1 protein-coding gene is annotated in these 654 nt (G+C 52.6%); it reads right to left on the bottom strand.

The window, feature by feature from the left end:
- Positions 1 to 637: ABC transporter permease (locus ACTHUR_RS14980; RefSeq protein WP_440399395.1), on the bottom strand; the 637-nt coding region annotated here is incomplete at its 3' end.
- Between the last annotated feature and the right edge of the window lie 17 nt (positions 638 to 654).

The following is a 654-nucleotide window of genomic DNA, read 5'->3' as shown; positions in this document are numbered from 1 at the left end:
CCACCAATGCAAGAATAATCGGCAACTTGCGTCGTGATTTCTGCAACAGCCCGATAATGCCGCTTACACCGACAGCCAATAATGCGGAGAGCAATGCGCCGGTAAACGTCATTGTCATGTTGTTGCGATCGATACCGAGCAGAATCAGGTTGCCCAAACCGCCTGCTCCGATTAACGCCGCCAGAGTTGCCGTGCCGACAATCAGCACTGCCGCCGTGCGAATGCCCGAAATCATGGCAGGCAAAGCCATCGGCAGTTCAATCCGCCACAATGATTGCCAGCGCGATAGTCCGAATGCGGTGTACGCATCTTGAATCGATTGGTCGATTTGGGTCAGCCCCAAATAGGTATTTTGAAAAATAGGCAACAGCGCGTATAGCGTGAGCGCAATCAAGACGGGCGGCGAACCGATACCGACAAACGGAATCAGCAAACCCAGCAGCGCCAAAGACGGAATGGTTTGCAATATATTGGTAAACTGCAATACCGCTTCCGCTGCCCGCTGTCTGCGCGCAAACAACACGGCGGCAGGCACCGCAATTGCCACTGCCGCGAGCAAAGCCAGGCCGGAAAGCCATAAATGCGTAAGCAGCATTTGCCAGAGTTCTGCCAGGGTAACGTTTAGGGATGAGAACATAGTTTTAAATTTTATGT

It is taken from the genome of Neisseria sp. P0021.S007 (genome assembly GCF_051956855.1).
The sequence above is the reverse complement of the archived record's forward strand: the minus strand, read 5'-3'. Positions and strand labels throughout refer to the sequence as shown.